This is a genomic window from Gordonia sp. C13, from assembly GCF_023218005.1.
In the GTDB taxonomy this organism is placed as follows: domain Bacteria; phylum Actinomycetota; class Actinomycetes; order Mycobacteriales; family Mycobacteriaceae; genus Gordonia; species Gordonia namibiensis.
Genome location: NZ_JALPSY010000015.1, coordinates 51283 through 76842 on the forward strand (window position 1 = coordinate 51283; position 25560 = coordinate 76842).

Below are 25560 nucleotides of genomic sequence, written 5' to 3' on the forward strand. Positions count from 1 at the left end.
TAGTGGATGCCACCGGGCTACCCTGTCAGCAGCATGACCAGCACCGACTCCGCCCGCGACTCTGTCGCCGCATCGAACACTGACTCTGTCGCCGCATCGAACGCCGCCGCCGTCGCGGCTTCGGACCCCGATGCCCGCTCCGGGGCGTCGTCGCACTCTGACGCGGCCGCCCCGGCCGTCACCTCGCGACGCTTCTACCCGCAACTCGAGGGCATGCGTGCCCTGGCCGCGATCGGCGTGCTGATCACGCACGTGGCCTTCCAGACGCGGGCCGTCGAGATCGCGGTCCTCGGCCCGGTGCTCGGCCGCCTCGACCTCGCCGTCGCGCTGTTCTTCGGGCTCTCCGGGTTCCTGCTGTGGCGGCCGTGGGTCGCCGCCGCCCATCGAGGTGCCGGCCATCCGTCGATCCCGCGCTATCTCAAGCACCGCGTCGTCCGCATATGGCCTGCGTACGTGGTGGTCGTCGTGCTGGTGCTGCTCCTCCTGCCGGAGGCCCAGGGTGCTGACTTCGACGTCTGGCTCGCCAACCTCACCCTGACCCAGGTCTTCGTGCCCCTGACGTTGACCGCGGGACTCACCCAGATGTGGAGCCTGTCGGTCGAGATCGCCTTCTACGCGCTGCTCCCGCTCATCGGTCTCGCCCTGGTGCGATTGCGGGGCCGACGGGCGGGCGCGCGCATCCCGGTGCTCCTGATGCTCGGCGCGGTCAGCCTCGGTTGGGCCTGGGTGGGCACCTCGCTGCCCGTCGCCGATGGTGTGGAGACCAAGAACTGGGTGTTCGGTCACCTGCCGTGGTTCGTCACCGGTCTGATCCTCGCCGAGGTCGCGGGCGTGCTCGACACCGCAGGCGCGCCACGCGGGCGGTGGATGAACCTGGTCGTACGACTCAGCGCGAATCGGTGGCTGATGCTCGCGGTCCTCGTTGCCGCCTACGGGCTGGCGTGCACCCGACTCGCCGGCCCGACCGGACTCGGTGACGTCACCAACATCGAGTTCGTCACCAAGATGGTCCTCGGTGCACTGTGCGGCTACGCGCTTCTCGCACCGCTCGTCTGCAACCCGGGCCCGTTCCGCTTCCTCACCTCACGCGTGATGCTCGCGCTGGGACGCTGGTCCTACGGCATCTTCATATGGCACGTCGCAGTCCTCGCGGTCGTCTTCCCGCTGTTCGGCATCGTGCCGTTCAACGGCGACACCCTCCTGGTCCTGGTGATCACACTGGGACTCTCGATCGGGATCGCAGCGGCGTCCTACGCGTTCATCGAGGAACCGGCGCGGAACTGGTTGCGTAATCGCGAGACACGACGCCGGAAGCGCGCCCCCGCCGCTCCCTGAGGCGCGAGCGAATCCGGCCCTCGCGCTCCCTGAGGTGTGAGCGAATCCGGCCCTCGCGCTCCCTGAGGTGCGAGCGACGCGAGCCTCGAAGGGTCGTCCTCCGCAGCCGCGTCGACCGTCGACCAGAACACCAGCCAACCGGTCATCAGCACGGCGACCAGCGCAGGCAACTGAACCCACCACTCCCAGCCGTGATAGCCGCCGGAGGCGTGCCACGGGCCGGCGGTGAGGCCGACGGTGGCGAGCATCATCGCCGCGAAAGTCGTTGTCACCCCGGCCTTCGGCGGGATCGCCGCGGCGACCACCCCGACCCCGATTCCGACAGCCAGACCCCACCATCCCGACAGCAGCCACGACGCACCGAGAATCCCGAGACCGGCAGCCGTCAGGGTGAACCGTCCGGTGGTCACGGTGCGCCGTTCGTCGACGGTGTCTCGTCGCGAGGACGGCCACCATGCGGCGACGAGGAGCAGGGCCATCAGCACGAGCCCGATGACGAGCGACCAGCGGTACAGCGAGTCGAACCGGTAGGTGAGCTCGACCGTCCCCGACGCCCCGGCGGGCACGATCCAGCCCTGCTGCCAGCCGTTCACGACCACCGGCGACAGCTCCCGTCCGTCGATGCGCGCGATCCAGCCCGGGTTGGTGGACTCGGGGACCACGAGTAGGCGTTCGGGACCGGGATCGACCTGCACTGCACGACTCGCCGCGGTCCATTCGACGACGTCCGGCGTGGTCGTCGCAGCGCCTTCCACGGGTGCCCCGGCCGTCAGCGACAACGCGTCGACGGTGAACGCCTGACCGGGGTTGACGGATACCTCCTGCTGTCCGGCGGGCAGTCGCAGTTCGCCGGGCGCGCAGGCCCGGGCGACCACCGGTTCCCCCGAACGCAGTGCGGCCGTGGTGGTCCGCGCGGAGATGCCGACCACCTGGCCGGCGGCGGTGATGCCGAGGCCATCGCTGCACTCGATCTCGACGACCCGGTCACCGTCGACCGGCGCGCGCGGCGCCGGGATGACCTCGACCTCGGCGATGCCCGGCGGTGCAGGAGTGGCGAAGCCGAGACTGTTGACGTCGATCAGGTCGCCCTGTGCGCGGATGGTGATCTCGATGCGGTCGGTGATCGCAGGGTCGAGTCGCAGGATGCCGTCCTTGCCGACCTCGCGGATCTGCTCGCCGGTGCCGAGATCGACGGCGACCTCGGTCGGGGTGGCCGGGTAGTCGCCCGGCGCAACGAGTTTCAGCGATTCGACGAGTTGCTCGGCAGGTAGGCGGAGGACCAGCGTCGGCGTCGCATCGTCGGCAGACCCCTCGTCGTCGTCTTCGCGATCCTTTGACTTCTCCTTCTCGGGGATCTGCGGCGCGGTCCATGCAGTGCCGGGGTCGCCGTCGACGGCGGCGGCCGGACCCCCGCGGGGATCGGTGACCGGTCGCGGACCGGTGGCCGTCACGCCGCCCGGTGTGGCTAGCAGTCGGTCGAGTGCGTCGCCGGGGCGTGGCCGCAGGACCACCGACGGGGTGACCGTGGTGTCCTCGGGGACCGACAGGGCACGGCTGAACACCGACGACGTCTCCGGTGACAGGCCGAGTCCCGGTGCGCAGCGGGTCTTCTCGCGGGCGGGATCGGCGACGCACCAGGCCCGGCCGTTGAGTTCGGAGTACAGCAGCCACTGATCGACCGTGGTGCCCGCCTCGACTTCGGGCAGCACGACGCGATGCCTGATCTGCAGAGGCGTGGAGGTCCGCAGGTTCGACACCTCCACCTCACCCAGGGCGAACTGGTTTCCGGCGGTGCCGTTCTCGGTGCGCAGGGCGCGGATCTGGATCCAGCGGGTCGGGCCGCTCGGTGCGGTCACCGTCATCGGCTCACCCGGTCGGAGTCCCGATGCCACGGTGCTGCCGGCCTCGGTGGTGATCAGCACGCTGGTCACGTCCGAACCGAGGGCCTTCGCGGTGGTCAGCGACAGTGCGAGATCCGTCTGGGGTGTGGTGAACCCGATCCGCATCCATCGGCCGACGGCCCCTTCGAGTCCGCCACTCACCCAGGCGGTCTGCGGGTTGCCGTCGAAGGCCGCCGCGGGGGAGTTCGCGGGGGAGGTCTGTCCCGGTTGCACCGCGTCCGAAGCCGAGCCCGACGTCGTCACCTCGATCTCGCCACTCCGGTTGTCCAGCAACCATTCCCCGCGGACGAGCGGCTGGTCGTCGACCGGGTAGTCGGCGGCCGCGTTCTGCGTGCGCCGCGGGTCGTTGGCCGATCGGATGGCGGAGCTGTGGTCGTCGACCCGTCCGAAATCGGTCTCCCGGTCGGTCGGGGTGTCGGTGACGATGAGCGGGCCGTCGGTGATCCCGGCACGCCGGGCATCGGCGTCGAGCAGGACCGGCCCCAGTGGTGGAAGACCCTGCCGTGCACGCACTTCGGCGAGCGCGGCGATGGCCTCGGGGCCACCGGCCACGCGCGGGACGCCCTGCTTGTCGACGAGGAGGGGACCGGTGCCGTCGAATCCTCTGGCCTCGACCGCATAGATCTGGACGGCGGGCATGGTGGGTCGTAAACCGTTGTCACGCTTCACGCCCCGGACGCTCGGTGGCCCGACCTGGGGACCGAACTGCGCGACCCGCGTCAGCCCGGGAGAGGTGTCGAGGGCCTGCTGGGCGAGGAGCGGTCGCGCCGACCGGGATGTCTCGGGAGTGAGATCGGCGCGCAGCACCACGAAGCCCACGCCCTGCTGGGCGAGGGTCTCGGCCAGGCCTGGTGATCCACGACCGGCGGCGATCTCGCGTTGCACGGAGTCGAGCGCGCGGATCGCTCCGGGCGGGGTCAGCGGTATGGCGTCGCGCACGGCCCACGGGGCGTCGGCGAGCGGTTGCAGGGGCTCGTCGCGCGTGAGACCCCACAGCTGGTCGGCGAACGGGGCGCCGGGGACGACGAGGGTCCGCGCGGGTGGCGAGCCGTCGGGGCTGGTGCTGTGTTCGGCCAACCAGTCCGCGGTCTGCTTCCAGTGGTTGGGGATAGCGGTGTAGGTACCGGCGGGAGCGAGCTGGCCGGTCCAGATGAGCGACCCCGCGCCGATGACGGCCACGAGCAGCACGATGGCCGCGGCCACCGGCCGGGATCGCTGGGGGTGCGCGAAGGCCGAGAGCGTCTCTCGGACGGAGACGGTGCCGGGCAACGGGACCCGGGCCAGCAGGTGCGCGACACCGAGTACCAGCGGGATGCGGATGAAGGGTTCGAACTTGTGGATGTTGCGCAGGGGCGCACCGGAACCGTCGAGGAACACGCGGATCTGTTCGGCGATCGGCGACCCGAGACCCCCGTCGAATCCGACACACATGATCACCAGGCCGACGCCCAGGATCGTCACGAGGCGACCGCGGAACGGCATGTGGCGCATGCACAGGCCGGCGAGACCTGCAGCAGCGATCGTGCCGGTGGCCAGCACCGCGGCCGGCTGGGTGACGAGGACTGCGCCGGCGACGCGTTCGGTGGAGACGAACGGCGTCCACGAACTCGCGCCGCGCAGGACCTCGGTCAGCGACGTCCACTGCGTCGTGACGCGGGCGGACTCGATGTAGTCCAGGAAGGGTGGGCTGACGCGGGACAGGATGAGCAGTGGAACGATCCACCACGCGCACGCCAGGAGCAGTCCCAGCGCGGTCCAGGCACCGAATCGCCACCAGCGGTGGTCTCGGGGCCTATGCAACAGCCACCACACGGCCGCGACGCCGAGGGCGGCGGCGGTCGCCACCGCGTTGACCGCACCCATCAGGGCGACGGCGGCTGCGGATCGGGCGGCCTCCCGCCAGAGCGGTCGGCCATCGGAGGCGGGGGCATCGAGCGCCCGGATGACGGGCAGGAGGACCCACGGCGCCAGCATCATCGGCAGCGTCTCCGACGAGATCGAGCCGAGGGTCGTGAGGACGCGCGGACTCAGGACGAAGACGACGCCCGCGATGATCCGGGAGGCCGGCGAGCCCAGTCGCAGTGCCTCCGCGACACGCACGATGCCGACGAAGCCGACGGTGAGGAGCAGCGCCCACCACAACCGCTGGACGATCCACGGCGGGATCGACAGCAGATCACCGAGGGCGAAGAAGGCGCCGTGTGGGAAGAAGTACCCGTATGCCTGGTTCTGGACCTGCCCCATCGGGGCATTCGGGGTCCACAGGTGTGCCGCACGCGCAAGAAATCCGAGCGGGTTCGCCGTCAGGTCGAGCTTGGTGTCGGCGGCGATCCGGCCCGGGGACTGCAGCAGGCAGACGAGAAGCGCGATCGCGGCAGCGGCACCGACCCCACGTGCCGACAGGACACCTGTGGGAGCGGTGGTCGTTGTACTACTCAGTTGCTGCTGCCGTCAGAAGAGCCCCGACGCCGAGCATCGGGGGCGGGCGTCAGTTGGTCTCGCCCGCGCCGCCGCGCGATCCGTAGTCGACCGAACCCTGGACGAATCCGCTGTTCGGATTGATGTTGTTCAGGTCCGTCGACGGGCTGTTCTCGGAGGCGAGGAACCCGCCGAGGAACACCGCGCCGAGTCCCACCAGGATGCCGGCCACTCCGGCGACGGCGCCGGCCACAAGGCGGTTGTTGGTCATGGCGAAGAAACTACCATCGCGCGGTGTCCCACCCCGGTGTCACCCGGGCATGTCCGGCGGTTCGGGCACGGGATTCGTCGACACCGGCGGGAGCGGGCGTCGACGCCGCCGGGGAATCGTCGGTCGGGACAGTCGCGAGATGGCCGGCGCTCTTGAGTGTGAAGTAGCGATCCTCGACCGACTAGAGCGTTACCTGCGGTTGTTCCTCGCATTTGGCCGGGACGATGAACACCGGCCGGTGGCAGTGTTTGAGGACGCGTTCGGCGACGCTGGACCGCAGCAACGCCTTGAGGCCCGATGCCCCGCGGGTTCCGGTGACGAGCAGATCGACGTCGAGCGCCTCGGCGGCTGCGACGAGCGCGCCCCACACCGTCGACTCGACCTCGACGAGCGCGCCCTTCGCAGACAGTCCACATTCGCGGGCCAGGGCCACGCCGCGCTCGTTGATCTTCGCCGCCTCGTCCTCGAGTGCGCGATCGACCCCGGCGTCGAGCTGGGTGTCGATGAACGGCTGCATGCCGCCGGCGAGGGTGGACATGCGGGCGGGGGTCATGCCGCCGGGTTGCCAGGCGGTCACGACGACAGCGGATTCGGCGCGTAGGAAGTGTCCGGCATAACGGATCGCACGATCGGCGTTCGGAGAGCCGTCGTAGGCGATCATCAGCGTCTGTCTGGCGCGGTTGCCACCGCGACCGCTGGGGGCGGTCGCGGACCCGGCCGAGATGGACCCCACGTCCATTTGCTCAGGTTACATGCCAGACTCGAGCCATGGGCTCAACTCGACGACCTTGTTGGATTCGGAATGCGCTGACGACTGCGACGGTCGCGGCCCTGGGTCTCGGTCTCGTCGCCTGTGACTCGTCGACGCCCGAATCCGCGCCGCCCACCCCGTCCGCATACAGCTCGCCGTCGGCGTCCCCGTCGTCGGTGTCCGCGACGACGACCACCGTCGCAAATCCTTGTGGCGCAGAGCAACTCGCGAAGCTCACGCTGCGGCAGAAGCTGGCTCAGCTGATCGTCGTGGGTGTCACGGGTGCCGACGACGCGCAGCAGATCGTCGAGGACGAAGAGATCGGCGGCATCTTCGTCGGGAGCTGGACCGACAAGGCGATCCTGACGAGCGGTGCAGCATCACGGATCTCGCAGAATTCGTCGATCCCACTGATGGTCACGGTCGATCACGAGGGTGGGCGGGTGTCGCGGTTGTCGGCACTCGGCATCGACAACGCGTCTCCTCGTGAACTGGCCCGGACGAAGACGCCCGAGCAGGTGAAGGAGATCGCCGCCGGCGTCGGCCGTCAGATGAAGAAGCTCGGCATCACCGTCGACTTCGCGCCGGTGGCCGACGTCAGCGACGAATCCGACAACGAGGTCATCGGTGATCGTTCCTTCAGCAACGACCCGGCCGTGGTCACCGAGTACGCGGCCGCCTATGCAGCCGGTCTCGCCGAAGCCGGAATCACGCCGGTGTACAAGCACTTTCCCGGACATGGCCACGGCTCGGGCGACTCGCACCTCGGCGTGGTGAACGTGCCGTCGCTCGCCGAACTGCAGAACAGCGATCTGGTGCCCTTCCGCAATCTGCTGCGCGACCCGGGTACCGCGGGCGCCATGGTCGGCCATCTGATCGTGCCCGGTCTGACCGAGGGCCTGCCGGCGTCCATCAGCCGGCCGGCCATCCAGATGCTGCGGACAGGTGAGGGCTACAACGGTCCGCGGTTCGACGGCGTGATCTACTCCGACGACCTGTCGGGCATGGCGGCGATCAGCCAGCGCTACCCGATCGAGCAGGCGGTCGAGAAGTTCATCCTCGCCGGCGGCGACGTCGCCCTGTGGCTGTCCACCGACCGCGTCCCGTCGGTCCTGGACAACCTCGAGACCGCGGTGAAGCGCGGACGCCTCGCACCTGCTCGTCTCGATGCGAAGGTGACCCGCATCCTCCGGTCCAAGGGCGTCATCACCTGCTGAGCAATCTGTCCGGAGCAACCCGAGCGCTCGTTGAACTTACCGATTGGTAAGTTGATTGGGTATCGTCGTTCGGACACGACAGTGAGGATCGGAGGCGGCCATGTCGGGCGGAACCAAGCGCCTGCCACGTGCAGTGCGTGAGCAGCAGATGCTCGACGCCGCCGTGAAGGTGTTCGCGCAGAACGGTTTCCGTGAGACCTCGATGGACGCCATCGCGTCCGAGGCGCAGATCTCCAAGCCGATGCTGTACCTGTACTACGGCTCCAAGGAAGAGCTGTTCAGCGCCTGCATCGCCCGCGAGTCCGGACTCTTCATCGACGCGATGAGCGTCGGCTTCGACCCGTCCCTCACCCAGCGCGAGCAGGCCGTCACCGTCATCCGCGAGTTCCTGCGCTTCGTCCACGAGAACCGCGAGTCCTGGCGCGTGCTGTACCGCGTCGCGATCGGGACCGCGAGCTTCGCCGGGATCGTCTCCGACAGCCGCCAGCGTGTGACGGAGATGGTTGCGCAGCTCATCAAGGCGGGCACCACCGTCGAGACCGCCGGCGACATCGACTTCGAACTCACCGCCGTCGCCATCGTCGGCGCCTGTGAGGCCGTCGCCGACCGCATCACCGAGGGCGACGTCGACCTCGAGAAGGCCACCAACATGCTCGTCGGCATCGCCTGGCGCGGCCTGAAGGGTGTCGGTACCGACATCTGAGCGCGCCCCCTTGCTCCCTGAGGTGTGAGGAGCGATAGCGACGAACCACGAAGGGCCTGGCGAGAGCACTCACCAGGCCCTTCGTGGCTCGCTTCGCTCGCACCTCAGGGGGCGAGGGGGTCTGCGAAAATCAGCCCTTCCGCGTCGTCGCGGTGAGGTGCGGGAATCCCTTGCGACGGTCGCGGATCGCGATGTCGAAGTTGCCCTCACCGTCGATGCGGCGGGTGTAGAGGTTGACCTTGGCGGGCAGCAGGATCGGCTTGCCGAACTTCACGTCGTAGGTGACCGCGCCGGGCAGCTGCGCCTCGACATTCGCGATTGCCGCTGCGGCACTCCACATCCCGTGGGCGATCGCCTTGGGGAACCCGAAGGCCTTGGCGGTCAGGTTCGCCATGTGGATCGGGTTGCGGTCGCCCGACGCGGCGGCGTACTCGCGGATGCGGCCCAGGTCCACGGACAGAACCGAATCCGGCGGCGGCGGGGTCTTCGACTTCGGTTCGGGACCGCGCGGCTCGTCGGACAGGCTGGTCCGCTGCTGCTTGAGGAAGGTCGCCGTCTGCGTGGTCACCAGTTCGGTGCCGACGCTGATCTCGCTGATGACGTCGACGAGGATGCCCTTGCGATGCTCCCGCAGGTTCTCCGCGTGCGTCTCGATCGACAGCGGCTCACCGACCTCGATCGGACGCTTCCGCTCGATCTTGTTCGACATGTGAACCGAACCGATTGCGCCGAACGGGAACTCGTCCGACGTCAGCAGCTTCATGACCACCGGGAACTGCAGCACGAACGGGTACGTCACCGGCAGGGCGGCGCCGAAGCGCTGGCCGGTCGCGTGGCAATACGCCTGCAGCGCAGCGGGATCGACACGCACGTCCTCGAGCCGGTAGTGCGTGTCGGGGAGGGGTGCGTCGGCCGGGACGCGGGCGGGCTTGCCCACGCCCGGCAGCATCCCGGTGACCGCTTTCCCGTAGAGTTCGCCGGTGCCGGGGGCGCCGGGAAGAGTGATCGTCTTACCCATCACGCACCCAGGAATCCCTGGCCGCAGACGCGGACCACGTTGCCGGTGATGGCGGAGCTCGCCGGGTTGGCGAAGTAGGCGACGGTCTCGGCGACGTCGACGGTCTGGCCACCCTGCTGCAGCGAGCTCATCAGGCGGCCGGCCTCGCGGGTGGCCAGCGGGATCGCCGCGGTCATCTTGGTCTCGATGAAGCCGGGGGCGACGGCGTTGATGGTGATGCCCTTCTCGCCCAGGATCGGCGCGTAGGCGTCGACCAGGCCGATGACTCCGGCCTTCGATGCGCCGTAGTTGGTCTGGCCGCGGTTACCGGCGATGCCGGCGATCGACGAGACGTCGATGACCGCGCCGCCCTCACGGAGTGCGCCCTTCTCCAGCAGCTTCTCGACGAGACTCTGCGGGGCGATGAGGTTCACCGCGATGACGGCGTCCCAGCGGGCATCGTCCATGTTGGCGAGCAGCTTGTCGCGGGTGATGCCGGCGTTGTTGACGATGATGTCGATGCCGCCGTGACGCTCGAGGGCGTGCTCGGCGAGCTTGTCGCCGGCGTCGGGGGCGGTCACATCCAGCGGGAAGGCGGTGCCGCCGACCTTGTTGGCGGTCTCCGACAGCGCGTCACCGGCCTGCGGGACGTCGGCGGCGATGACGTGGGCCCCGTCGCGCGCGAGAACCTCGGCGATGGTGGCACCGATGCCGCGGGCGGCGCCGGTCACCACGGCGACCTTGCCCTCGAGCGGACGGTCCCAGTCCTTCGGGGCGGTCGCGTCGGCCGATCCGACACGGATCACCTGTGCGTCGACGAAAGCGGACTTGGCCGACAGCACGAAGCGTACGGTCGATTCCAGGCCGCTCAGACCGGTCTTGGCGTCGGGCGAGACGTACACGAGCTGGACGGTGGAGCCCTTGAGCAGCTCCTTGCCGAGCGAGCGGGTGAAGCCCTCGAGAGCACGCTGTGCGACGCGCTCGGACGGGTCGGTCACCAGCTCCGGCGTGGTGCCGATGACCAGGAAGCGCGCGCACGGCGCGGTCGACCGCATGGCCGGCTGGAAGAACTCGAACAGCTGACGCAGCTCGGCCGGGGAGGTGATGCCGGTGGCGTCGAAGACCAGGCCGCCGTACTTGTCGGCGCTGCGGCCGGTCAGGGCGTTCTGGATGAGGTCATAGTCGTCGCCCGAGAGCATCTCCCGGAGCGGTTCGACGAGGCGTCCCGAGCCTCCGAGCAGCACCGGACCCGGCAGCGGCGGCTCCGACGGCTTGTACCGCCGCAGAGGCGGCGGGACGGGAAGGCCGGCCTGCTTGGCGATGAAAGCGCCCGGGCCGGAATGGACGAAGCTCGAGTACAGGCCAGTTGTTCCGTTGGCGGCCATGTTGGATCTCCTCTGACTGTCGTTCGACAACGAACTTACTCTTGAGTAAGAATACGCTATAGATACCGCACACGACCCTGGAGATCGACGTGGCAGACAACAGCACCACCCCGAAGAAGCCCGAGACCCGCACCGAGCGCCCGGTGGCGATCCTCGGCGGCAACCGCATTCCGTTTGCGCGCCAGGACAAGGCATATGCCAAGGTCAGCAACCAGGAGATGTTCACCGCCGCGCTCGACGGCCTGGTGAGCCGCTTCAACCTGCAGGGTGAGCAGCTCGGCATGGTCGCCGGCGGCGCCGTGCTCAAGCACGCCCGTGATTTCAATCTCATCCGCGAATCGGTGCTGGGTTCGGCGCTGTCGCCCTACACGCCCGCCTTCGACATCCAGCAGGCGTGCGGCACCGGTCTGCAGGCCATCACGACCGTCGCCGACGGCATCGCCCGCGGCCGCTACGACGCCGCGATCGGCGGCGGCGTCGACACCACCTCGGACGCCCCGATCGCCGTGGGCGAGGGATTGCGTCGCCAGCTGCTCGAGGTCAACCGCGCCCGGTCGACCAAAGACCAGATCCTCGGCGCGGCGAAGTTGCTCACCAAGCTCGGGATCGAGATCCCGCAGAACGGCGAGCCGCGCACCGGGATGTCGATGGGCGAGCACGCGGCCATCACCGCCAAGGAATTCGGCATCAAGCGCGCCGACCAGGACGAGCTCGCCGCACGCAGCCACCAGAACATGGCCGCTGCCTACGACGACGGTTTCTTCGACGACCTGATCACCCCGTTCATGGGCCTGACCCGCGACCAGAACCTCCGCGGGGACTCGACCGCCGAGAAGCTCGCCAAGCTCAAGCCCGTCTTCGGCGTCTCCCTCGGCGACGCGACGATGACCGCCGGCAACTCGACCCCGCTCACCGACGGTGCGTCGACCGTGCTGCTCGGCAGCGACGAGTGGGCTGCCGAGCGCGGTCTGCCGGTGCTCGCGTACTTCGTGGACAGCGAGACCGCGGCCGTCGACTACGTGAACGGACCCGACGGCCTGCTCATGGCTCCGACCTACGCCGTGCCGCGTCTGCTGGCCCGCAACGGTCTCACCCTGCAGGACTTCGACTTCTACGAGATCCACGAGGCGTTCGCGTCGGTGGTGCTCGCGACGCTGCAGGCGTGGGAGTCCGAGGAGTACTGCAAGGAGCGTCTGGGCCTCGACTCGGCGCTCGGGTCCATCGACCGGTCCAAGCTCAACGTCAACGGCTCGTCGCTCGCCGCGGGTCACCCGTTCGCTGCGACCGGCGGCCGCATCGTCGCGCAGGCGGCGAAGCAGATCAAGGAGAACGGCGGCGGTCGTGCGCTGATCTCGATCTGCGCCGCCGGCGGTCAGGGCGTCACCGCGATCATCGAGGGCTGACCCGTCGTCCGGCACGCCCTGCTCCCTGAGTAGCGAGCTTGCGAGCGTATCGAAGGGACTCGGCGACGGCTGCGTCCCTTCGAAACGCCCCTCCGCGGGCTCCGGGGCTACTCAGGGAGCGGTAAGGAGACGGATCGGGCGACGAATCGCTCGATCCGTCTCGTTTTCGTCCCTGAAATGGGGTCCTTCGTCACATGTTTGGACCAAACGTGGCCCCGGACGTGTCAACGGCCGAAAAGTAGCGTAAACATGAAGACAGCTCCGGCAGAGCTGTCAGACCCCCGACCCGACAGCTCAGCCGGAGCACCTACATTTCTGGGGTATGAGTTCTGCGGCCACCACCCCGACTGGCCCAGGTAGTCAGCCGTGATGGATGGAGTTGTGACCACGAGCGCCGGGCGAGCACGCCACGCGGTACGCGCTGCGATCGTCGTCGTCGTCATCCTGACGCTCGCCCTCTCCGTCGACTTCGTGGCCTCCCGCGATCACTCCGCCCGTGGGGCCGTCATCGGCGGGATCCCGGCGAGCAACCGCGACACCGTCGAACTCGACTCCGTCATCGAAGAACTCACGACACGTTCCAGGCAGCCGGTCGTCCTGCGGACTCCCGAAGGCTCGGCCGAGGTCGCCCCTGCCGAGCTGGGGCTCACCTTCGACGCGGACGCGACCCGCGCACGCCTCCTCGAACAGCCGCGGAACCCGGTGACCCGCTTCCTGGCGCTCTTCGGCCGTCACCTCGACGTCGAGCCCGTCGTGACGATCGACCCCGGCACCATGAACAAGGCCCTCGACGCCAACCGCCGGTCGCTCGAGAAGGCCGCGGTCGAGGGTGGCGTCCACTACGACGGCGCCACGCCGGTCGGAGACGAGCCGGCACCGGGTGAGCGGGTCGCCCGCCAGGGCGCCGCGGCCGTGCTCGTCGACCGTTGGCTCGACGGCACACCCGTCGACCTGCCGATGGAACCCTTCTCCCCGACCGTGAGCTCGGCGGTCGTCGCGGCCACCGTGGCGGGCCCCGCCGACCGCGCGACATCGGCGCCGGTGAAGCTGATCGACCGGCGCAAGCGCACGGTCGAGGTCCCGGCAGGCGACATCGCGGAGATGCTGACCTTCGGACCGGACGGGCGGGGCGGACTCGCGCCCCGCGTCGACGAGAAGACGGCCCGTAAGTCGCTGGCTGCCGAGCTCGATCCCTCCCAACGCCCCGCAGTCAGTGCACGATTCAGCCTCGCGAGCGGCCGGCCCACCGTCGTACCCGCGGCCACCGGCTCGAAGATCAACTGGGACAAGACACTTCAAGCGCTCGCGACGACCGCGACCGCAGACGGCGGCAACCGCACCGCCGATGTGGTCTACGACGACGTCGACCCCAAGCTCACCACTGACGCGGCCCGCAAACTCGGTGTGAACGAACTGATCAGCGAGTACACCACCGACGGTTTTTCGAGCGCCTCCGGGGAGAACATCCGCCTCGTCGCGGCCGAGGTCGACGGCGCTCTGGTCCTGCCTGGCAAGGTCTTCTCGCTCAACGGGCACACCGGTCCGCGAGGTACGGCCGAGGGATACGTCGACTCGACGATCATCAACAACGGCCGCGCCGCGACGGCCGTGGGCGGCGGCATCTCCCAGTTCGCGACGACGCTCTACAACGCCGCCTACTTCGCGGGCCTCGAGGACGTCGACCACACCGAGCACGCGTACTACATCTCGCGCTATCCGGAGGCCCGGGAGGCCACCGTCTTCGAAGGTGCGATCGACCTGAAGTTCCGCAACAACACCCGCCACGGTGTGCTCATCGAGACCAGTTGGTCGCCGTCGGCGGTCACCGTGAGGCTGTGGGGCACCAAGGCTTTCGAGGTCGAGTCGATCACCGGCGAGCGGACCGATCCCACCGAACCGGAACGGATCAAGCTCCCCAAGGGCGACGACTGCATCGCGAGCAGCGGCAGCAAGGGCTTCACGACGTCGAACACGCGGATCATCCGCGACGCCCGCACCGGACAAGAGGTCAACCGGTACACGAGGACAGTGCGCTACGCGCCGGAGCCGATCGTCAAGTGCATCTGAGCCCCGCTCGCACCGTGAGGTGAATGGAACAGTGCCCTGCATGTGTTCCACATCTCACGAACGTTCGATATATTCCGAGACGTGGATATCAACGGAGCTAGTGCAATCGTCACAGGTGGAGCGTCGGGCATCGGCGCCGCGTCGGCCCGCCAGCTGGCGGCCAAGGGTGCGAAGGTCGTCGTCGCCGACCTGAACGCCGACAAGGGGGAGGAGCTCGCCAAGGAGATCGGCGGTGTCTTCGTCAGCGTCGACGTCACCTCGACCGAACAGATCGAAGCCGCCATCAACGCGGCCACCGAACTCGGCCCGCTGCGCGCCCTGGTCAACTCGGCCGGCATCGGCTGGGCGCAGCGCACCATCGGCCGCGACGGCGAGTTCGGTTCGGCGCACAACCTGGACGCCTACAAGAAGGTCATCGCGATCAACCTGATCGGCACCTTCGACTTCATCCGTCTCGCCGCCACCGCGATGAGCCGCAACGAGCCGCTCGACGCCCACGGCGAGCGCGGCGCGATCGTCAACATGGCCAGCGTCGCCGCCTTCGACGGCCAGATCGGCCAGGCGTCGTACTCCTCGTCCAAGGGTGGCGTCGTCGGCATGACCCTGCCGGTCGCCCGCGATCTGGCCGCGGTCGGTATCCGCGTCAACACCATCGCCCCCGGTCTGATCGACACCCCGATCTACGGTGAGGGCGAGGCCGCCGAGGCGTTCAAGGCGAAGCTGGGCGAGTCGGTGCTGTTCCCGCACCGTCTGGGCGCTCCCGACGAGCTGGCCTCGATGGTCGTCGAGCTGGTCACCAACAGCTACATGAACGCCGAGGTGATCCGCGTCGACGGCGGCATCCGGATGCCTCCGAAGTAGTCCGAACCAACCACTCTCTGCCGAACCCACTGCCCCGCGGGGTGGTGGGTTCGGCCGTTTGCGGGATTGCCGAGCTCTGCAGGCCGCGTATCGGGCTACGCTCGCCGGATGACCACGCCGCCACCCGGATCATCCGGGCATCCCGGCCACGGCTACCAGGGCCGGCCGGGACCGCAGGGACCGAATCCACCGAACGCCGGCCCGACGTACCAGGCGGGACCCGGGCCGTACCCCGGACAAGCCCCGTACCCCGGACAAGCCCCGTATCCCGGGCAAGCCCCGTATCCCGGGCAGTCGTCCTACCCGGGGCCGCCGGGGCCGTATCCGGGACAGCCACCGGCAGGCGCGTATCCGCCGGGACCCGGGGGTCCGCCTCCGAAGAAGAGTCGCAAGGGACTCTGGATCACGCTCGGTCTTGTTGCGCTGCTGGTGGGCGGACTGGTGATCGCCGGCGCGGTGCTGCTGGTCCGGAACAGCGACGGCTCGCTCGTCTCCGACGCCGACGACGTCGAGGTCGGGCAGTGCCTCGCGATCACGTCCTCGTCGGATTCGCTGCGGGCCAAGAAGATCTCGTGTGAGAACACCGACTTCCATTACGTCGTCGCGTCGAAGTCGTTCAGCCGATTCGGTTGCGGGCTGAGCTATTCGACGTTCTGGTTCGCCGGCGACGAAAAGGAGGTCCTGTGTCTGGCGCAGGTCTTCCAGGAGGGGAAGTGCTATCACCTGCCCGAATCGTCGGGGGCGGACGCGACGTCGCTTGCCCAGGCCCGCGAGATCGACTGCGGCGGGCCGGTTCCGGCGGGTGAGGCGACCAATTTCAAGGTCGAGACCAAGGAGTCCCGTGAGCCGGATTGCCCGGAGGGGCAGGGTGAGTACTACGTGGCCAGTCCCAGGCCGACCGGATACTGCGTCTCGCTGCTCGAGTGACCGTTCCGCAAACCCACCAGAAATGGGCAAACCCACCGCCTCGCAAGGTGGTGGGTTTGCCGATCAAGGGTGGGTTTGCGCCAGAGATCAGAAGGCCGCTTCGTCGAGCTCCATGATCTCGTTGTCGACGTTCTCGACGGTGACGCGGACTGCGGAGAGCAGCGGCAGCATGTTCTTGGCGAAGAAGCCGGCCACGGCGACCTTGCCCTCGTAGAAGGCCTTGTCGCTGTCCGATGCGCCGTTGTCGAGTGCCTTGAGGGCGATCTCGGCCTGACGCAGGAGCAGCCAGCCGATCATCAGATCGCCGACGGCCATCAGGAAGCGGACCGAACCGAGGCCGACCTTGTACAGCTCGGCCGAGTTCTCCTGAGCGGCCATCAGGCTGCCGGTGAGAGCGGCGGCCATCGCCTGGACGTCCTCGAGGGCGGTCTTCAGCAGAGCGCGCTCGGTCTTCAGGCGACCGTTGCCCGCCTCGGAGTCGATGAAGCTCTGGATCTGGCCGGCGACGTGTGCCAGGGCCTGGCCCTTGTCGCGGATGATCTTGCGGAAGAAGAAGTCCTGCGCCTGGATGGCAGTGGTGCCCTCGTAGAGCGAGTCGATCTTCGAGTCACGGATGTACTGCTCGATCGGGTAGTCCTGCAGGAAGCCGGAACCACCGAGGGTCTGCAGCGACTCGTGGCCGAGGGTGCCGTAAGCGCGCTCGGAGCCGACGCCCTTGACGATCGGGAGCAGCAGATCGTTGACGCGGGCGGCCATCTCGGCGTCGGCGCCGGAGACGATCTTCGCGGCGGCCTCGTCCTGGTGCGACGCGGTGTAGAGGTAGACCGCACGCAGACCCTCGGCGTAGGCCTTCTGGGTCATCAGCGAACGACGCACGTCCGGGTGGTGGGTGATCGACACGCGCGGTGCGGCCTTGTCGGTCATCTGGGTCATGTCGGCGCCCTGGATGCGCTCCTTGGCGTACTCGAGCGCGTTCAGGTAGCCGGTCGACAGGGTCGAGATGGCCTTGGTGCCCACCATCATTCGAGCGTGCTCGATGACCTCGAACATCTGCGCGATGCCCTTGTGGACCTCGCCGACGAGCCAGCCCTTGGCGGGGACGCCGTGCTGGCCGAAGGTGACCTCACAGGTGGCCGAGGCCTTGATGCCCATCTTGTGCTCGACGTTGGTGACGAAGACGCCGTTGCGCTCGCCGAGTTCACCGGTCTCGAAGTCGAAGTGGAACTTCGGTACGAAGAACAGCGACAGACCCTTGGTGCCCGGGCCGGCGCCCTCGGGGCGGGCGAGCACGAGGTGGAAGATGTTCTCGGTCATGTCCTGGTCGGCCGAGGTGATGAAGCGCTTCACACCGTCGATGTGCCAGGAGCCGTCCTCCTGCTGGGTGGCCTTGGTGCGGCCGGCGCCCACGTCGGAACCGGCGTCGGGCTCGGTGAGGACCATGGTGGCGCCCCAGCCGCGCTCGGCGCAGATGGTGGCCCACTTCTTCTGCTCGTCGGTGCCGTTGTTGTAGAAGATCTCGGAGAATCCGGCGCCGGCGGCGTACATGAACACCGGCGGGTTGGCGCCGAGGATCATCTCGCCGATGGCCCAGTACAGCGAACGCGGGGCGGGAAGGCCGCCGAGCTCCTCGTGGATACCGATCTTGTCCCAGCCGCCTTCGATGAGGGCGTTGTAGGACTTCTTGAAGCTCTCCGGGATGGTGACGCTGTGGGTCTCCGGGTCGAAGACCGGCGGGTTGCGGTCGGCGTCGACGAAGGATTCGGCGATGGGCCCCTCGGCGAGTGCCTTGACCTCGCGGAGCATGTCGACGGCGGTCTCGTGGTCGAGGTCGCCGAAGTCGCCCGACTCCAGCACCTTGTCGAGCTCGAACAGCTCGAACAGGTTGAACTGCAGGTCGCGCATGTTGCTCTTGTAATGGCCCATGGTGAATTCCTTCTCTGGTGCGGCCGTATGCGTGATGACGGTGTTGGTGCCAGGTCCCGGTCCGATCCCACTCGGTTGGAGCGGGTACCGGCCGGGCGTGGTGTAGCTGTCTCGGTTCGAGCTAAGTTACTCACCGGTAACCGCCAATATAGCCCCATATCGCCGGGGGATCAATCGCTCATCTGTGTGATCTGACCGATGGCAGGGGCGCAATATGTTGCACGACAAATTCGACAACCGCTGCAGGTGGCGGGCGTATGCGGTCCGATCGGGCATGGGTTCGCGCAGAGGTACCAGGGTTCTGATCGCCGTCTTCGCCGCGGTGGTCGTAGCGGTCGGTCTGGTTCCGACGGTGAGCGCCGCTCCGGCGAGCGCCGCGGATCCCGAGTGGAACGGGGTGTACACGCTCAAACGGTTCGCGGCGTCGAAGACGGGCACGAGCCTCGCCGCGCGGCAGCCGGAACCGGACTTCTCCGATGACTACACGTTCCGGAGCTCATGCGACGGCGGGACGTGCGTGGCCACGGTGATCGACGGCCCGAAACCCGCCAACCCGACGCTGCCGCAACCGCCGCGCTACACCTGGGAAGGGGGGTCCTGGGTTCATCGCTACGACTGGGAGTGGGACTGCTGGCAGGGCGAGGGCGTGCCCAAGGTGTGGCGGCCGGCGACGTCGGTCGCGACCTATACCCCACAGGGCGACGGCACCCTGACAGGTGTGTGGCGCACCACGATCGACGGCGGGCCCTGCGACGGGACCGTCGACATGAACGTGGCGGCATACCCGGTCACGCCGCCGGCGCCGGGCTGGAATCTGTCGTGACGGGCTAGAGCGCCGAGCGCAGGTATTCGAGGTCGGCGGGGATGCCCGCGGCGGGCGTCTCGAGGATCACCGGTGCGTCGGCGGCCTTGGCCACGGCGGCGAGGACCTCGGGGTCGATCTGACCCGAGGTCAGGTTGGCGTGGCGGTCGCGGCCGGAGTCGAACTCGTCGCGAGAGCTGTTGAGGTGCACCAGATCGATGCGTCCGGTGATCTCCTTGACGCGCTCGACCAGTCCGACGAGATCTTCGCCGCCGGCCCAGGCGTGGCAGGTGTCGAGGCAGAAGCCGGCCTGCTCGAAGTCGCCGACCGCTTCCCACAACCGGTCGATGGACTCGAGGGTGCGTGCCATCGCGTGGTCGCCGCCCGCGGTGTTCTCGATCAGGATCGGGACCCCGAAGCCGCCTTTGTCGACCTGGCGGTCGAAGAGCTTGCGCCAGTTGGCGAATCCTTCGGCGGACTCCTCGCCGTCCCGTAGATGCCCGCCGTGTACGACGAGGCCGAAGGCCCCGAGTTCGGCGGCTGCGGCGGCCTGCTGTTCGACGGCCTTGCGCGACGGCATGCGCAGCCGGTTGTTCAGGCTCGCGACGTTGATCTGATAGCTGGAGTGCACGACGACGTCGATGTCGGATTCGCGGATCGCGGCCGCGTGCGGATTGGGTTGCGGCTTCTTCCAGCTCTGCGGATCGGTGACGAACATCTGGAAGACGTCGATGCCGAGTTCGGCGGCGGTGACCAACGGGTCGGTGTCTTCGCGAAGGTGTGCTCCGATGCGCATGCGTCAACGATAGTGGCCGCCTCCGGGCGACACCGTCGGTGCCCGGGATCGGCTCGTTCGACGCGTCGGATCACTCGCCCGGCGCAGGCTCCGTCTCGATCGTGATCGGCACCCCGGCAGCGATCAGCAGACGGCAGGGGGCCGCACTGTCGTGGTACAGATTCAGCCACTCATGACCACGGGTGCCGTCGGAGTACACCGCATCGAGGGTGCGATTCAGCCGAGCCTCCGCCTCCTTGGTGATGATGTAGCGCTGGTCGCCGTAGCGCAGGTAGCGATTGGGCACCGAGACCTCCTCCGAGATGGGGCATTCCAGGCCTCCAGTGTGATCCACGACACGCCCAGGGGGTGTGATTCCGTCGAAACGGGTCGTCGACGCGGGTGATCGCCGTCGGCGCGGCTACCGGCGCGCACCCGCTGCGCAGCGGTGGCTCACCAACCGGACATGGCCACTACACTGACGGCAGGTTACGAGCGTGGGTGCCCTGAGGGGCGTGACGGGCGGGATTGTGTCGGGTGAGTGTTGACGAGTCGGTGGGCTTCCCGCGGCCGGGTGAGTCCTCGGAGCGCGGTGACGGCCAGAAGCCTGATGACACGACCTCGGCGGGCGTGACGCTGTCGAAGTCCGACCGGTCGAGTACAGGACCGGACGTCGACCCGCCGGAGATGGGTCCGGTCCTCGACGACCTGGCCGCCGCCGCCGAGATGGAAGCCCATCCGGAGAACCGCCGCGACCTGACCATGGTTCGCCGCATCGCGGTCACGGCCTGGTTCCTGGTGATGGCGGTGCACATCTACCTCGAGGGCCTGGCGTGGGACCGCACGCGGCTCATCATCCTGCTGTGCCTCGGACTGGCGGCAGCGAGCATCGGACGCCGCAGGTTCATCACGATCATCCTCGACTGGGCGCCGTTCGCGCTGATCCTGATCCTGTACGACTGGACGCGCAACATCGCCCAGATCGTCGGCATGCCGACCCACTGGCATCTGGCGATCGACTTCGACAAATGGCTCATGGGTGGTGACGTCACCCCGACCGCGTGGCTGCAGGAGCAGCTCAAACAGGCGAGTCCTCCGTGGTGGGAGGTCATCGTCAGCGTGGTCTACATGTCGTACTTCATCGTTCCTTACGCGGTGGCCGCCTGGCTGTGGCTGAAGGATCGCCACGCCTGGCGCCGCTACGCGGCCTGCTTCGTGGCGACCACGTTCCTCGCGCTGATCGGCTACACCCTCGTCCCCGGCGCACCGCCGTGGGCGGCGGCGCGATGCACCGCCGTCGAGGTGCAGGACTATCCCCGCGATCCGATCTGCATGTACTCGCAGGACGCCGACGAGCCGGGAGGTCTCCTCGGGCCGCTGGACAACGCGTACCCCGACGCGGCGCCGTACGTCGAGCGGATCTCCGCGCGCGGCTGGAACTACCTGAACATCAGCATGGCGTCGCAGCTCGTCACGCTCGGACAGGGCAAGTCCAATCTCGTCGCGGCCATCCCGTCGCTGCACGCCGGCCTCACCATGCTGCTCGCGCTCTTCATGTGGCCACGGGTCAAGGCGCTCGGCAAAACACTGTTCATGGGCTACGCGTTGGCGATGGCCTTCGCCCTCGTCTACACCGCCGAGCACTACATCTTCGACATCCTGCTCGGGTGGGGCCTCGCCGCAGCGGTGATCGCGGTCTACCGGATCATCGACCGGAAGTACCTGATCCCGCGGCAGGAGCGGCGGGCCGCGGAGGCCGATCCGGAAGCCGCGGACGTCGATTCCGGCAGCGAGGACCCGGACGCGGAGAAGGTCTCGACGCCCGCGTCGTGACCTCGCTAGCCTGGGACGGGTGAGCCGGCCCGCGCCCCGGACTGCCACCTGCTTCCGGGGGCTGATACTTCCTCTCGCGCTCGCGGTGATCCTCATGCACACCGTGATCGCGGGTCCGGGCACGGCGCCCGGTCAACCCGGTGCCGACCCCGGTCACGCCGGTCATCACGCAGTCGGACACGCGCAGATGGCGCCCGCCGCGGTGATGGGCGAGCCTCCGTCGATGTCCGGTGACGACTGCGGCGACCACGACCATGCGTGTGTGTTCACCCGCGCCGCCGGCGTCGACATCCCGCCCGTGGTCCTCGTCCTACTCGTCTGGGCATTCCTGTCCCTGTCGGTGGCCGGGCTGTACCTTCCGGCCCGTCGGGGCGCTTCCGTCCTGGGGCGTCCGCCCCCGTGGGCGATCCGAAACCATCTGCAATTGCAGGTGATCCGCTGCTGAGGAGACGGCTGCGGACCCGCCGGGTCCGCCACGTCGTCATACCCGAAAACTCTCAGCGAGGAATCCAATGTCTGTACAGCACAATGTAACTCTCCGACGCCGCGCCGCGTTCGGAACCGCCGTCGGCGCCGCGCTCGCACTCGCGCTCGCCGGGTGTTCATCCGACGACTCGCCTTCCGGTGGCACCTCGGCCGGCCGCCCGGCGTCGTCCGTTGCCGACGCATCTGCGCCGGGCCAGTCGCCCGCCGCGGAGCACAACGACGCGGACGTCGAGTTCACCACCGAGATGATCGGCCACCACCGGCAGGCGGTGATGATGGCCGACCTCGTCGAGGGCCGGACGCAGAACCGCGAACTGATCACCCTCGCCGACACCATCGAGGACGCGCAGGACGACGAGATCGACCAGATGACAGCACGGTTGAAGTCGTGGGGTGTGCCGGTGACCGGACACATGGACGACGACGGGGACTCCGATCACGGGGACGACATGGATCACGGGGACATGGGCCACGGGAACATGGGGCAGGGGAACATGGGGCACGGGGACATGCCGGGAATGATGTCCGCCGAGCAGATGGCGGCGCTCCGTCAGGCGAGCGGCGGGGAGTTCGACCGACTGTGGCTCGAGGGCATGATCAGGCACCACGAGGGCGCGATCGCGATGGCCGACGAGGTGCTGGCCAACGGCGCCGACCCGGCGACCAGAACCCTTGCCACACAGGTCAGGACGACGCAGCAGGCCGAGATCGACCAGATGCGGGCGATGCTGGGTCAGAACTGACGCCGTGACCCAGAACTGACACCGTGAAAGCGATGTGGGGCGGTACGAGGAGATCCCCGAACCGCCCCACCTCGCAGGCGTCATCGCTTGAGCGGCAACCTCATCAGGTAGACCTGATAGCCGATCGAGATCGAGTAGGTGAAGTACAGGGTGCTGCCCTTCGACCACGGGTGGATGTACGGCGCGTAACCGGTGTAGGGGTCCGCCGACGGTGCCACCAGCTCGCCGGAAGTCCAAGGACCCCACGGCTTGTCGGCGGTACGAAGCGTCACGCCGATGTCCTGGCTGGCCAGCGAGATGTACTTGCCGAGGTAGTCGTTCCAGGCGACCGACATCTCGCCGGTCGGCGCACCCATCACCGGAGTGGCCGCGCCGGGGTTGTTGCGGACCCAGCGGCCGTAGGAGAAATAGTCCCACTTGCCGAGGTTCTCGATGTCCTTCTCGTCGACCCGGGCGAGATAGACGCTGCCCCAGCGGCCATCGGGGGTGCCGTAATAGTAGACGGTCTTGCCGACCTTGAGGAAGGCGCCCATCTGGAACTTCTTGTTGCCGCCGCCGTTCGGGCGGAATGCGTTGAGGGCGCGCCAGTTCTCGCCGTTGTCGTCGGAGACGACCAGACCCGACCAGTTGGTCGTCCAGATCCCCGGCGAATCCCACCGTTTGACCGACATGACGGTCATGTACTGCCTGCCGTTGGCGGCGACACCCGCGGTCGGGATGATGGTGACCTCTTTGCGCACATTCGGCTTCAGCAGGCGCTTCGCGTGGCCGGGGCGGCCGGCGTGCGAGGTGAACGTCATGCCGTCGGCCAGGTTGCGGTCGGTGCTGCGCAGCAAAACGTTGGACCGCCAGTAGTACAGCTGGCCGTAGAGCAGTGACCAGCCGTTGAACGACTGGGTGTCGCCGAAGGCGGTGAGGATCTCGCCTCGGCCGTTGTCCCACATGACGCCCAGGTCGGTGCCGACGATGTTGTAGCGGCCGATGGTGTCGTTCATGGCGAACGGGCCCGTGAGGCGGTTGACGATGCTCGCCGGACCCGCGACGTTGCCGGCCTGCGCCGGTGAGGCCAGCGTCGACGTCAGGGCGAACGCGAGGGTCGAGACGACGAGACCCAGGAGAAGCCGATGAAGGCGTCGTGTCATGGGCGTGACCTTATCAAGACCTGAGAGCCCGGTGGGAGGTATTTCACCTGGCTAAATACGGTCTTTTCAGGCTTCGCGATACCGCTCGGAGGTGTCCACCGTGGTGAAGTCGATCTGGGCGGCAGCGTTGTTGACCGCCGTGACGAGCGCCGTCCCGAACATGCCGTCGGCGTCGTAGAGGCCGGCGTTGCTCACCGAGACCCCGTCGTCCTCGACGTGGACGTCCGCCTCGACGCCGACGCGTTCCCCGTGCGGCAGACGGCTCAGCGCGACGGTGAGATCGCAATTGATGAAACCGATGCCGGTATCACCCCAGTTCGAGACCAGGCTCGCCGACTCGGCGCTGACCACCGCGCGCTGAAATGGTGTCGGCTCCTCGCCCGGCACGATCGGGGCCGCACGGGTCCAGATCCGCTTGCGGTGACCGTTCTGGTGCCCGGACATGTCGCGCTGCCACTCACCGAGCCCACCGTCCGGTGCATCGGAGGCGAATCGCGGTGCGAGGTCGTCGCCGGTGGTGGTCGGCGGATGAAAGGTGACCGCTTCCGGCGGCCGATGCCACCGCTCGCCCGGAGGGTTGGTCGACGTTCGCAGGAACACTGTCGTCCCGCGCGCCACGACCACCTCGTCGGCGTCATCCGGATGCTGGACGATCTCCACATCGACGACGCGGATGCGCCCGCCGGAACGGACGAGTCGCGTGCGGGTGGAGGTGAGAACGTCACGGGCGGCCTTGAACAGATCGATCGTGCACCGAGCGGGCAGGAACTCTTCCGTGCCGAATTCCACCTCGACCGCCCGGGCGGCGAGTGCGCACACCGCCGGACCGTTGAGGGTTCCGGGAGCCCAGAGACTCGCTGCGAATGTGGTCGGGCGGTACCGGATCTCGCCGGACGGCTCGTCGGCCCTCTCGAAGAACGCGATGGAGGTCATTCGACACTTACTACCCGTACGAGTACCAGTTTGTGCCACAGGCCCTCAAGGACAGCGTGTTACGGCCCTCCGGGCGATAACCTTCGACCATGACATTCGCGACGGCGTACACGAAGCATTTCCCTGATGAACTGATCGGCGCCGTCCGGACGGCCCTGATCCTCACCTCGATCGTCGGCATCGTGCTCGGCATCGTCGCCATCCTCTGGCCCGGCCCGACCATCGTCGTGGTCGCGATCCTGTTCGCGATCTCGCTGATCATCGCCGGTATCTTCCGCATCTACCAGGCGTTCGCGGCGTCGTTCCTGAGTACGGGAACCCGTGTGCTGCTCGGCATCGTGGGCGCGATCGTGTTGATCGCCGGTGTCATCGCGGTCTTCAGCCCCGGTGACGCGCTGTGGCTGCTCGCGGTGTTCATCGGCATCGGCTGGATCTTCCAGGGCGTCGCCGACCTCTACGGCGCGGTCACCAAGTCCGGCCACAGCCCGACCTGGTTCCTGATCCTCTCCGGCATCATCTCCGTGATCGCCGGCATCGTGATGATCATCCTGCCGGTCTTCTCGCTCCAGGTCCTGACCTGGGTCGGCGGCATCATGCTGGTCGCACTGTCGATCGCCACTCTGCTGACGCTGCCGAAGAAGGTCGAGGCCCCGGCCGAGCCTGCGGTCTGATCCACACGGCCTGCCG

The 25560-nt window shown here is 68.1% G+C and carries 22 protein-coding genes; 12 read left to right on the plus strand and 10 right to left on the minus strand.

Annotation, left to right across the window (positions count from 1 at the left end; all coding sequences use genetic code 11):
• Positions 1–33: 33 nt before the first annotated feature.
• Positions 34–1335 (plus strand): acyltransferase family protein, encoded by a 1302-nt coding sequence (locus M1L58_RS13475; RefSeq protein ID WP_248659263.1) that lies wholly within the window; start codon positions 34–36, stop codon positions 1333–1335.
• On the opposite strand, the gene M1L58_RS13480 is transcribed toward M1L58_RS13475, so the two are convergent.
• The 3 genes from M1L58_RS13480 to M1L58_RS13490 all read right to left on the minus strand — a co-directional run bounded on the left by M1L58_RS13480 (position 1251) and on the right by M1L58_RS13490 (position 6664).
• On the minus strand, positions 1251–5639 hold the full coding sequence (locus tag M1L58_RS13480) for a DUF3367 domain-containing protein (protein ID WP_282578687.1): 4389 nt from the start codon (positions 5637–5639) through the stop codon (positions 1251–1253). The two genes, M1L58_RS13475 and M1L58_RS13480, sit on opposite strands and share 85 nt — an antisense overlap.
• Before the next feature lie 85 nt (positions 5640–5724).
• A complete protein-coding gene (locus M1L58_RS13485; RefSeq protein WP_005196483.1) occupies positions 5725–5925 on the minus strand; it encodes a DUF2613 domain-containing protein in 201 nt (66 codons plus the stop codon).
• 181 nt (positions 5926–6106) lie between these two features.
• Complete coding sequence (locus M1L58_RS13490; RefSeq protein WP_248659264.1) at positions 6107–6664, minus strand: universal stress protein; 558 nt, start codon at positions 6662–6664, stop codon at positions 6107–6109.
• Between the two features lie 29 nt (positions 6665–6693).
• On the opposite strand from M1L58_RS13490, the gene M1L58_RS13495 reads away from it, so the two are divergent.
• Together M1L58_RS13495 and M1L58_RS13500 are read left to right on the plus strand one after the other, a co-directional pair.
• Positions 6694–7893 carry a glycoside hydrolase family 3 N-terminal domain-containing protein gene (locus tag M1L58_RS13495; protein WP_248659265.1) on the plus strand — a complete coding sequence of 400 codons (1200 nt, stop codon included), beginning with the start codon at positions 6694–6696 and terminating at the stop codon, positions 7891–7893.
• A gap of 100 nt (positions 7894–7993) precedes the next feature.
• Positions 7994–8596, plus strand: a complete 603-nt coding sequence (locus M1L58_RS13500; protein WP_006868819.1) for a TetR/AcrR family transcriptional regulator — start codon at positions 7994–7996, stop codon at positions 8594–8596.
• Positions 8597–8726: 130 nt separating this feature from the next.
• Here M1L58_RS13500 and M1L58_RS13505 read toward each other — a convergent pair whose 3' ends face one another.
• Both M1L58_RS13505 and M1L58_RS13510 read right to left on the minus strand, forming a co-directional pair.
• The gene (locus M1L58_RS13505; protein ID WP_248659266.1) at positions 8727–9614 is read right to left on the minus strand and encodes a MaoC/PaaZ C-terminal domain-containing protein; all 888 of its coding nucleotides are present in this window, start codon (positions 9612–9614) and stop codon (positions 8727–8729) included.
• Positions 9614–10978: a 3-oxoacyl-ACP reductase gene (locus M1L58_RS13510; RefSeq protein ID WP_248659267.1), complete on the minus strand. Its 1365-nt coding sequence runs from the start codon at positions 10976–10978 to the stop codon at positions 9614–9616. The genes M1L58_RS13505 and M1L58_RS13510 overlap by 1 nt, the downstream gene beginning before the upstream one ends.
• An 89-nt stretch (positions 10979–11067) precedes the next feature.
• On the opposite strand from M1L58_RS13510, the gene M1L58_RS13515 reads away from it, so the two are divergent.
• The 4 genes from M1L58_RS13515 to M1L58_RS13530 all read left to right on the plus strand — a co-directional run bounded on the left by M1L58_RS13515 (position 11068) and on the right by M1L58_RS13530 (position 16236).
• Positions 11068–12381, plus strand: a complete 1314-nt coding sequence (locus M1L58_RS13515) for an acetyl-CoA C-acetyltransferase (RefSeq protein ID WP_248659268.1) — start codon at positions 11068–11070, stop codon at positions 12379–12381.
• A gap of 369 nt (positions 12382–12750) precedes the next feature.
• Positions 12751–14448 (plus strand): VanW family protein, encoded by a 1698-nt coding sequence (locus M1L58_RS13520; RefSeq protein WP_248659269.1) that lies wholly within the window; start codon positions 12751–12753, stop codon positions 14446–14448.
• 81 nt (positions 14449–14529) lie between these two features.
• Entirely contained in the window at positions 14530–15309 is a 780-nt protein-coding gene (locus M1L58_RS13525) for an SDR family NAD(P)-dependent oxidoreductase (RefSeq protein WP_006868824.1), read from the plus strand.
• 108 nt (positions 15310–15417) lie between these two features.
• Complete coding sequence (locus tag M1L58_RS13530; protein WP_248659270.1) at positions 15418–16236, plus strand: LppU/SCO3897 family protein; 819 nt, start codon at positions 15418–15420, stop codon at positions 16234–16236.
• A gap of 87 nt (positions 16237–16323) precedes the next feature.
• Here the strand turns inward: M1L58_RS13530 and M1L58_RS13535 are convergent, their stop codons facing one another.
• Positions 16324–18159, minus strand: a complete 1836-nt coding sequence (locus tag M1L58_RS13535; RefSeq protein ID WP_006868826.1) for an acyl-CoA dehydrogenase — start codon at positions 18157–18159, stop codon at positions 16324–16326.
• A gap of 274 nt (positions 18160–18433) precedes the next feature.
• Here M1L58_RS13535 and M1L58_RS13540 point away from each other — a divergent pair, with 274 nt between their 5' ends.
• On the plus strand, positions 18434–18982 hold the full coding sequence (locus M1L58_RS13540; protein WP_248659271.1) for a hypothetical protein: 549 nt from the start codon (positions 18434–18436) through the stop codon (positions 18980–18982).
• A 4-nt stretch (positions 18983–18986) separates the two neighbouring features.
• On the opposite strand, the gene M1L58_RS13545 is transcribed toward M1L58_RS13540, so the two are convergent.
• Entirely contained in the window at positions 18987–19757 is a 771-nt protein-coding gene (locus M1L58_RS13545; RefSeq protein WP_248659272.1) for a deoxyribonuclease IV, read from the minus strand.
• 70 nt (positions 19758–19827) lie between these two features.
• A complete protein-coding gene (locus M1L58_RS13550; protein ID WP_005194730.1) occupies positions 19828–20043 on the minus strand; it encodes a hypothetical protein in 216 nt (71 codons plus the stop codon).
• 248 nt (positions 20044–20291) lie between these two features.
• Between M1L58_RS13550 and M1L58_RS13555 the strand changes: the two genes are divergently transcribed.
• The 3 genes from M1L58_RS13555 to M1L58_RS13565 all read left to right on the plus strand — a co-directional run bounded on the left by M1L58_RS13555 (position 20292) and on the right by M1L58_RS13565 (position 22798).
• A complete protein-coding gene (locus M1L58_RS13555) occupies positions 20292–21569 on the plus strand; it encodes a phosphatase PAP2 family protein (RefSeq protein ID WP_006868828.1) in 1278 nt (425 codons plus the stop codon).
• A gap of 19 nt (positions 21570–21588) precedes the next feature.
• The gene (locus M1L58_RS13560; RefSeq protein WP_248659273.1) at positions 21589–22014 is read left to right on the plus strand and encodes a hypothetical protein; all 426 of its coding nucleotides are present in this window, start codon (positions 21589–21591) and stop codon (positions 22012–22014) included.
• Positions 22015–22081: 67 nt separating this feature from the next.
• Positions 22082–22798: a DUF305 domain-containing protein gene (locus M1L58_RS13565; RefSeq protein WP_248659274.1), complete on the plus strand. Its 717-nt coding sequence runs from the start codon at positions 22082–22084 to the stop codon at positions 22796–22798.
• Positions 22799–22878: 80 nt separating this feature from the next.
• Here M1L58_RS13565 and M1L58_RS13570 read toward each other — a convergent pair whose 3' ends face one another.
• The gene (locus M1L58_RS13570) at positions 22879–23940 is read right to left on the minus strand and encodes a DUF4185 domain-containing protein (RefSeq protein WP_248659275.1); all 1062 of its coding nucleotides are present in this window, start codon (positions 23938–23940) and stop codon (positions 22879–22881) included.
• A 66-nt stretch (positions 23941–24006) separates the two neighbouring features.
• Entirely contained in the window at positions 24007–24873 is an 867-nt protein-coding gene (locus M1L58_RS13575) for an acyl-CoA thioesterase domain-containing protein (protein WP_248659276.1), read from the minus strand.
• 89 nt (positions 24874–24962) lie between these two features.
• Here M1L58_RS13575 and M1L58_RS13580 point away from each other — a divergent pair, with 89 nt between their 5' ends.
• Positions 24963–25544 carry an HdeD family acid-resistance protein gene (locus M1L58_RS13580; RefSeq protein ID WP_248659277.1) on the plus strand — a complete coding sequence of 194 codons (582 nt, stop codon included), beginning with the start codon at positions 24963–24965 and terminating at the stop codon, positions 25542–25544.
• Positions 25545–25560: the final 16 nt, after the last annotated feature.

Coding starts and splice junctions, on each gene's coding strand:
- M1L58_RS13475 (WP_248659263.1), top strand. CDS start 34: ATGACCAGCACCGACTCCGCCCGCGACTCTGTCGCCGCATCGAACACT.
- M1L58_RS13485 (WP_005196483.1), bottom strand. CDS start 5,925: ATGACCAACAACCGCCTTGTGGCCGGCGCCGTCGCCGGAGTGGCCGGC.
- M1L58_RS13490 (WP_248659264.1), bottom strand. CDS start 6,664: ATGGACGTGGGGTCCATCTCGGCCGGGTCCGCGACCGCCCCCAGCGGT.
- M1L58_RS13495 (WP_248659265.1), top strand. CDS start 6,694: ATGGGCTCAACTCGACGACCTTGTTGGATTCGGAATGCGCTGACGACT.
- M1L58_RS13500 (WP_006868819.1), top strand. CDS start 7,994: ATGTCGGGCGGAACCAAGCGCCTGCCACGTGCAGTGCGTGAGCAGCAG.
- M1L58_RS13505 (WP_248659266.1), bottom strand. CDS start 9,614: ATGGGTAAGACGATCACTCTTCCCGGCGCCCCCGGCACCGGCGAACTC.
- M1L58_RS13510 (WP_248659267.1), bottom strand. CDS start 10,978: ATGGCCGCCAACGGAACAACTGGCCTGTACTCGAGCTTCGTCCATTCC.
- M1L58_RS13520 (WP_248659269.1), top strand. CDS start 12,751: ATGGATGGAGTTGTGACCACGAGCGCCGGGCGAGCACGCCACGCGGTA.
- M1L58_RS13530 (WP_248659270.1), top strand. CDS start 15,418: ATGACCACGCCGCCACCCGGATCATCCGGGCATCCCGGCCACGGCTAC.
- M1L58_RS13535 (WP_006868826.1), bottom strand. CDS start 18,159: ATGGGCCATTACAAGAGCAACATGCGCGACCTGCAGTTCAACCTGTTC.
- M1L58_RS13540 (WP_248659271.1), top strand. CDS start 18,434: ATGGGTTCGCGCAGAGGTACCAGGGTTCTGATCGCCGTCTTCGCCGCG.
- M1L58_RS13545 (WP_248659272.1), bottom strand. CDS start 19,757: ATGCGCATCGGAGCACACCTTCGCGAAGACACCGACCCGTTGGTCACC.
- M1L58_RS13565 (WP_248659274.1), top strand. CDS start 22,082: ATGTCTGTACAGCACAATGTAACTCTCCGACGCCGCGCCGCGTTCGGA.
- M1L58_RS13570 (WP_248659275.1), bottom strand. CDS start 23,940: ATGACACGACGCCTTCATCGGCTTCTCCTGGGTCTCGTCGTCTCGACC.
- M1L58_RS13575 (WP_248659276.1), bottom strand. CDS start 24,873: ATGACCTCCATCGCGTTCTTCGAGAGGGCCGACGAGCCGTCCGGCGAG.
- M1L58_RS13580 (WP_248659277.1), top strand. CDS start 24,963: ATGACATTCGCGACGGCGTACACGAAGCATTTCCCTGATGAACTGATC.